This window comes from Ethanoligenens sp. (assembly GCF_047718355.1).
GTDB lineage: Bacteria > Bacillota > Clostridia > Oscillospirales > Ethanoligenentaceae > Ethanoligenens.
The window spans coordinates 44,493-52,570 of record NZ_JBDNLG010000008.1 but is presented as its reverse complement, the minus strand read 5'-3'; the positions used below and the strand labels follow the sequence as shown (position 1 = coordinate 52,570).

General features: G+C 46.8%; 5 protein-coding genes. 1 reads left to right on the top strand and 4 read right to left on the bottom strand.

All coding sequences use genetic code 11. The features are described from left to right. Nucleotides 1-509: 509 nt before the first annotated feature. The 3 genes from ABF463_RS02360 to ABF463_RS02350 all read right to left on the bottom strand — a co-directional run bounded on the left by ABF463_RS02360 (nucleotide 510) and on the right by ABF463_RS02350 (nucleotide 4,683). Entirely contained in the window at nucleotides 510-1,970 is a 1,461-nt protein-coding gene (locus ABF463_RS02360; RefSeq protein ID WP_415531934.1) for a methyl-accepting chemotaxis protein, read from the bottom strand. Then, the gene (locus ABF463_RS02355; RefSeq protein WP_415531933.1) at nucleotides 1,971-3,287 is read right to left on the bottom strand and encodes an MCP four helix bundle domain-containing protein; all 1,317 of its coding nucleotides are present in this window, start codon (nucleotides 3,285-3,287) and stop codon (nucleotides 1,971-1,973) included. A gap of 472 nt (nucleotides 3,288-3,759) precedes the next feature. Then, complete coding sequence (locus ABF463_RS02350; RefSeq protein WP_415531932.1) at nucleotides 3,760-4,683, bottom strand: AEC family transporter; 924 nt, start codon at nucleotides 4,681-4,683, stop codon at nucleotides 3,760-3,762. Nucleotides 4,684-5,072: 389 nt separating this feature from the next. Here ABF463_RS02350 and ABF463_RS02345 point away from each other — a divergent pair, with 389 nt between their 5' ends. Then, nucleotides 5,073-6,866, top strand: coding sequence for an ABC-F family ATP-binding cassette domain-containing protein (locus tag ABF463_RS02345; protein WP_415531931.1), 1,794 nt, complete (start codon nucleotides 5,073-5,075; stop codon nucleotides 6,864-6,866). A gap of 90 nt (nucleotides 6,867-6,956) precedes the next feature. Here the strand turns inward: ABF463_RS02345 and ABF463_RS02340 are convergent, their stop codons facing one another. Beyond that, nucleotides 6,957-8,078 carry an NAD(P)H-dependent flavin oxidoreductase gene (locus ABF463_RS02340; protein ID WP_415531930.1) on the bottom strand — a complete coding sequence of 374 codons (1,122 nt, stop codon included), beginning with the start codon at nucleotides 8,076-8,078 and terminating at the stop codon, nucleotides 6,957-6,959.

Here is an 8,078-nt window from a genome sequence, read left to right as displayed (position 1 = left end):
TGATGATTATTTCATTATAAAATAATCGAAAAATGAATGACAAAACAGAAAACGCAAGTGCATAGCGGTAAACCGCATATCACTTGCGTTTTGAAACAAAAGCAATTTTGCTTATTGAACGCACCTTTACATAAAGGCGTTTCCATATGCAAATGCAGGACTTTCAGAGTCTATACAGCAAAAACTTACTTTTACTACTCTTATTGACCGTTTCACAAGTTGAGTGTGCGATTGCACTGGTTTTAAGTAACCAACTTATAAAATTTGAGCTTCTAACTCAATCAATAAGGCAACGAAAGTTGCCAATTGGCATTGACCCGTTGTGCCTGTACTTTCCATGGGAAAGCGGTCAATTTTTTTGCTTGAAGAGGCTCTCAAAAAGCCTGAATTTAAGGAATTTCGGCTTTATTATATCTCTTCAGCGCGAAAAAGTCAAGTGTTTGATCTGCACGGACCGCCAGCCGGCATCACGTCGCATAAAACAGGCTGTAGCAAAACACCGCTATATCTTACAGGGCAGCAGTGTCCAGCTGAAACCTGCCAACCATCTGCTTGAGTATATCGGCCTGTCCAGAGAGTTCCTCACTGGAGGCGGCGCTCTCTTCTGAAGTGGCGGAGTTGGTTTGGACAACTGTGGAAACCTGCATTAAGCCTTGATCAATCTGTGCGATAGCGGTAGCCTGCGCATTGGATTGCTCAGCAATCCCATTAACAAGGACCGCCGCATTCTGAACGCTCTCCGATATTCTTTTCAGCGTTTGAGCGGTCTCGTTTGCAATTTTCATCCCGGTTTCCACTTTGTTGATAGAGCTTTCAATCAGTGCAGTCGTTTCCTTGGCGGCTTCAGCGCTTTTCCCCGCAAGATTTCGGACCTCTTCAGCGACAACGGCAAACCCTTTCCCATGTTGGCCTGCCCGTGCCGCTTCAACCGCCGCGTTCAAAGCCAGAATATTGGTTTGGAATGCAATGTCATCAATGACCTTGATGATTTTGGAAATATCGGTAGAAGACGCATTGATTTCCCGCATCGAATTTAGCATCTCATTCATTTTTTCAGTGCTGTATTGGGCTTCTGCTTTCGAATCGCCAACAAGAGAATCTACTTTTGCGGCATCGGCGGCACTTTGCCTGGTTTGCGCAGCGATTTCCGTAACGGACGCTGTCAATTCTTCTACAGAACTGGCCTGCTCTGTAGCACCTTGTGAAAGTGACTGACTCGCATCAGAAACCTGCCGAGAACCTGAAGCGACTTGATCCGCCGAAATGACGACTGCGGAAAGCAGTTCGTTGAACGCATGAATCGCCTGATTCATCGATAGTTTGATTCGATTATATTCACCCTTGTATTCACCGGTCATCTTAACGGTGAGATCTCCGTGTGAAAGCTCCTGGAGAATCAAAGCGGACTCTTCAATCGGTGCGGCAACCGCCTCCATGGTGCGGTTCATCCCTTCGATGATTGCGCTGTAACCGCCGTTAAATTTGCTTTGATCACCGCGAACCTTCAAGTTTCCATCAATGGCTGCCGCCGCCTGCATGTTGACATCTTCGATCAGGTCACTTATCGCCTGCATCATGGCAATCAAGGCGGGAGTCATCCGATCGTTTTCAGAGAATTTCCCGACTTTCTTTAGCTCTTCAAGGGAACTCAAATCTCCGTTCCCAACTTCTATTAAAATCTTGCCGATATGAAACTGGTGACTGCGCACGCCGTTAATGGATTCAGCAAAATCGTGCAGCATCCCCGGATACTCTTCAGACATTGGGGTTGTATAATCATTTTGCTCCATTTTGCCCAACACAGCGACCGCCTCATCCAGTGGCACAATAATAGAATCCAGCGTTTTGTTGACCCCGTCAACAATTTGGGCAAATCCGCCCTTCAGCCTGCCGACATCCCCGCGCACGGTAAGGTCGCCGCTTAAACCGGCCTGTGTAAGCTTGGCGGATTCAGCAATCAAATATTCCAATTATTCCCTAACATGATTCAGATTGTCGATAAGCACCGCGTAATAGCCTTTATAGGCATTGTCCATATTCGGTTGGTGCTGGCCTTGCGCAAGATTGCTGACAAAAGCGGATGCCACATCCAACGGCTCTTTAATTGCGTCAAAGGTCTGGTTAACGCCCTGGATGATTTGGGCGAAAACGCCTTTGAGTTTTGTTTGATCGCCCCGCACATCCAGATTTCCGCTCAGACCCGCCTCGGCCAGTTTGGCCGACTCGTTTTCAAGTATATAAATGGAATGCCTGACTTGGTTTAAATTGTCGACCAAATCCGCAAAATATCCTTTGTATGCGTTGGGGATGTCATCTTGATGCGCACCGTCTGCTAATTTAAGGATAAAAGCGGAGGATACATCAAGCGGCTCCTTTACAGTATCCAGCATCTTGTTCACGCCGTCGATGATATCTTTGTAGCTGCCTTCGTGAGTCGTACTGTCTGCGCGGGTATCCAGCCTGCCTTCCAGTGTTTCAGAAATCAAGCGTTGCACATCCGCCTCCAGATGGCGAAGCGACTCGGCAATTTTTTTGAATGCATCGGCCAAAATTTCCGTCTCATCGCCCGTGGAAATATCTATATCTACTTTTAAATCACCTTTTGAGATGGAAATGGCCGCTTGTACCACTTTTTGAATCGGCTCGCTGATAAAACGGGCAACACGTTTGCCTGCTCGCGTAGCGAGAAAAACAAACACCCCAATCACCGCCAGTATGCCCGCTATGACAATGTAAAAAAGAACCGTCTGTGACTCATAGCGACTGTCTGCCTGGTTCACGTTAATACTAAACGCATTCGTTGAAGCCCGATCCATGTCGTTTACGATTGTAACAGCATTTGTAATCAACGCTTGCGCCTGTGTCTTATCACCCGCAGCTATAAATTTTTCAAACTGATTGATTATGGTTGAATATTCGGAGAGGCATTTTTTGATTTGGTTGTAATTCTCCATTTCATTTGCTGAGGATATATTATTACTGTAATTCTCAAATTGCTGTTCCATGTCCGTAAACGCAGCATTGAGATCCCTGATCGTATCGCTTTGATCGCCCGTATTTAGTAAAAGCGTTCTTAAATTGACCCGCACTGCAGATAAGTCGGTAGACGCCTTGTATAAGGGTGTCAGCGGAATAATATTCTGCTTATACATTTGATGGGATACGTTGTCGACAACTGCCAAGCTGATAATTCCTACCAGACCGACGACGATGCTGCTTAATAAAGCAATGAAGATGATGGATTGAGTGATTTTTTGGGAAATGGTTCTTTTCTTTTCTTTTTTCACAACGAACTCTCCTTATTTGCTTATCTTATCGGTTGATTCTCGCATGATGATTGCTGTCTGAAAGCTGCATCAGTCTCCTGTATTGTGCTTTCCCCTGATAGAGCCACTCTGTTCAAGGCACGCCGCACATTTCATCCTGCAATACATCTGATTGGATCCCATTCCTTTAAATAAAATCCGGTAAAACAAAAAGCCACAGCAAGACGCCATGGCTTTTTGCACGGCAACCTGACTATCCAGTCTTTGCATGAGTCTGCACTCCAATAGCGCATGTTCATCAGACCATGCGTTGGCAGCCGTGTCATTTTTATTTAGATTCACCTATGAAAATTATATAGTTTCTCCAGAAGAATATCCACATGTAAAGTGACGATAGCTACCCGAATAAATTGTCGAATTTCGTCAAATAACATTGCCATCGCTCAAAAACCGTTTTAAAGATGATAAAGGCACTATCGCCTGTTCGGCATCGTCACAGCGCCGCAAGGCCCACCACAAGTGGAATGGTTACCACTGAAAGCAACGTGGAGAGGGCCATCATCCTGGTAGGAAACGCTGTATCTTTACCGTGCACGCCGGCAAACAGCACACAATAGCCGGCGACCGGACAAGCCGAGAGCAGGATAGTCGGCATCCACACTGCTCGCGGCAAGCCGGTGACTCGAAACACTACGAACGCCGCAAGAGGAATGGAAAGATTGCGCATGAGAACACCCGGCCAAATACTTCTATCCGCAAGCAATGTGCGCGGGTGAAGCCTTGCAAGGCTATTTCCAATGACAATCATCGACAGGGGGGTGTTGAGATTATAAAGATATCCAATGCCCATAGAGACGAGCGATGGCAGCCGCACCGCACACAAAAACATGGCGAGTCCGGCCGCAATCGCAATGATGTTCGGGTTGCACAGAATTTTCCAAGCCGTCTTTCTATCAGGTTTCCCTTCGTAGAGAGAAGACCCATGTGTCCAGCAGAACAGATTGAATACCGCCAGATAGGGTGTACCATAAAAAATCCCTTGTGCACCCATTACAGCTTGTAATAGCGGCACACCCATAAAACCCGCGTTTGAATATACGGTGCCAAATTCCAACACCCGCCTGCGGTCCGCATCCGGTATCATCCGAGGACGGAAAATCAGCCGTGCGGCTATAATCGACAGCACAAAAAGGGCCATCACACCGCCGAACGACACCAAAAGTCCGGATGCGCGCGCACGGGAAAACGGCTGGTCAAACGCCCGCAAAATCACACAGGGCGAAACAAAATAAATTAATATCTTCGTAATATCCCGTGCAGCGTCATCATGCAAAAAATGCAGCCGATTGGAAAGCACTCCCACGGCCATCAGCGCAAACACCATCAAGACCTGCGTAAGTACCGTAATGAAAGCCAAAATGTATCCATCTCCATTTGTGTGCGCTTCTTAATTGTTGGTTTTCACCGTCATTTCTAATGATGCAATAGAATTATAAAATCCGATCAATTGGTCCGATATAAACAGATTCAGTTTCTATATTTCTATTTAACTATGCAAACAGTATCATAGCAAACCAGATTTCCCCTGTCAATGTTGTATATTTCTTTTCCGTAACGTATATGTTATACTCGTCTTTAGCGACCAAGCGGGTTCGACCAAACAAAATCCACTGGTTATCACCGTCGTGCTTTAAAAAGTAAGCTGCTCAAAACTGGAACCCAGCTTCTGGACACGATCGGCTACGACCATTTATTTCTGCGCGACAGATCACGCGATCAATCGCCGCAAAGCGAAAGGATAAAATTGTGCTGCTGTTAACTGCGGAAAAAATAAGCAAGAGCTATAGTGAAAAAATAATATTAAACAATGTTACGTTCGGCATCAACACCGGGGATAAAATCGGCGTAATCGGAACAAACGGCACGGGAAAATCCACCTTGCTCAAAATCATCGCGGGATTAGAAATGCCGGACAGCGGAACCATTACCAAACCCGGCAACGTGCGCATAGGCTATCTGCCACAAAACCCGATTTTTGAGGACGGTGTCACTGTATTAAGCCAGGTGCTGCGGGGTATCTCCGAACAACAGCGTGAATCAAAAGAATATGAATGCAAAGCCATTCTGACAAAGCTGGGTATCACCAATTTCGACGGGCTGGTCAGTCAACTGTCCGGCGGACAGAAAAAGCGCGTGTCTCTGGCAAGCGCACTGGTGACGCCCGTGGAAATACTGATTCTGGATGAACCAACCAACCACATGGACAACGATATGGTCGATTGGCTTGAGCGCTATCTTGCGCGCTATACCGGCGCAATATTGATGGTGACACATGACCGGTACTTCCTTGACCGCGTTACAAACCAGATTGTTGAACTACAAAAAGGAAATTTATATACCTATCATGCAAACTACACCAAGTACCTGCAACTGAAAGTAGAACGGGAAGACATGGCGGTTGCAAGTGAACGGAAACGGCAGAGCCTGCTCAAAAAGGAGCTGGCATGGATTCAGCGAGGTCCGCGCGCACGCGGTACCAAACAGCGTTTCCGCGTAGAACGCTTTGAAGCACTCAATGAGCAAACCGTTGACCTTGAGCAGCAAAAATTGAAAATGAATTCCATGAGTGCAAGACTCGGTAAAAAAATCATTGAGATCAGCAACATCTCCAAGCACTATGGCAGCCGTCAGCTGATACGCGATTTTTCATATAATCTGCTGCGCGACGACCGCATTGGAATCGTTGGCGCAAACGGTTGCGGAAAATCCACATTTTTAAAAATCATAACCGGAAAGATCGCTGCCGACAGCGGTCTGGTCACCATAGGCGAAACCGTGCGAATCGGCTATTTCTCACAGGAGTGTGAGGAAATGGACTTGAATATGCGGTCAATAGACTATATCAAGGACATATCCGCCGAGGTCGTAATGCCGGAAGGCACGCTGACCGCATCCCAGATGCTTGAGAAATTTCTATTTACATCTGATTCACAGTATGCGCCCATCGGCAAACTCTCAGGAGGCGAACGCCGCAGATTATATCTGCTCGGGATTCTCATGCAGGCGCCAAATGTTTTGCTTTTCGATGAACCTACAAACGACTTAGACATTGAGACCCTTACCATTCTGGAAAACTATTTGCAGGATTTTTCAGGCGCAGTAATCGTTGTTTCACATGACCGCTATTTTCTTGATAAAGTTGTGGAACACATTTTTGCCTTTGAACAGGACGGTCACATCCGTGATTATGTAGGCGGTTTTTCAGATTATATGGCAATTAAAGAATCAGATCCGCCCAAGAAACCGAAAATAGCAGCCAATCAGTCAAAGACAAATCGACCCAGCCATCCCGCCAAGTTGAAATTTTCATTCAACGAGCAGCGTGAATATGACCAGATCGACGATATAATCGCTAAATTGGAGAAACAAATTGCAGCGGCAGATCTTGAAATCCTCAAAGAAGCGAGCAACTATGTCATATTGCCTGAACTGATTGCAAAAAAGAAAGCGCTTGAAACAGAGCTCAACGCCAAAATGGACCGCTGGGTGTATTTAAACGACTTGTCTGAGAAAATAGCCAAACAAAATAACCGCGGCTGAACGTTAACCCCCCCACAAGCGACCGCAAAAAAATACCCTGTTTCCCGTTGCAAATCACAGCGGCAAATTGATTCACGCTTGATCGCCCTTTCACGGGACGATCGTGGCCGTAACCGTCTCTTTCTCCTGCAGCACGGTAGCTTGCCGGTACTCCTGCGATAGTGTTTCAAACAATTTTTTGACTGATACGATCTCGTTTACTTTGTATCCATTGGCCCCAACGAAAGCAAAGCCGTTGGCCAATTTACCTCTGCACGCACTGATGAGCGCTTTGAAAATACAGTACGGGCTTTGCTGCTGCTTGCAGGTTACGATACAATGAAACGGGCAATCCGCCGGGTGCTTCTTTCCTTGCTCGGCATCACGGAGAAAGCTATTGATAATGGCGCGTCCAGGCATTCCAACCGGGCTTTGAATAATCCCGATATCTTCTTTTTTACAATTTACATAGGCTTGTTTAAAAGCGATGTCTGCATCACATTCATCTGTAGCGACGAACCGCGTACCCATTTGCACAGCGGATGCGCCTAAATGGAAGAACCGTTTGATGTCCGCCCCGCTGAAAATCCCGCCTGCCGCGATAACTGGAATCTTGTGCTCCACATGCATTTCAATCGGATGAATGGCTTGCAGAACTTCCTGCAGTAAATTTTCCAACCGATACGCCGGATTGTCGATTTGATCCCGATGAAATCCCAAGTGACCGCCAGCCATAGGGCCTTCAACCACAAACGCATCCGGCGTATACGCATATTTTTCCTGCCAGCGTCTGGTAAGGACTTTTGCAGCACGCGCAGACGAGATGATCGGCACCAATTTGGTTTTACATCCTTCCCGTATATACGAAGGCAAATTGAGCGGCAGCCCTGCCCCTGCAAAAATAACGTCGATTCCTTCTTCGATGGAGGCCTTTACCATTTCCCCGAAATCACTAAGTGCCACCATAATATTGATGCCCAGAGCCCCTTGGGTTTTTCCTCGGGCACGGCGGATTTCTTCTTTTACCGCGGCAATATTATCTTGTACACTAAAGCCGGCTTTGTGCACCATGCCGACCGCCGCCGCAGAAAGGACACCCAGCCCGCCTTCGTTTGCCACAGCGGAGGCCAGCCCTGCAAGGGAAACGCCCACACCCATCCCGCCCTGCACAACAGGGGTCTTTATTACCAAATCACCAATCACAAGTGGTTCCTGATCAAAATATGGCATCAT

What these genes read in the sequence shown, in the direction of transcription:
- ABF463_RS02340 (WP_415531930.1), bottom strand. Translation starts at nt 8,078, where the DNA reads ATGATGCCATATTTTGATCAGGAACCACTTGTGATTGGTGATTTGGTA.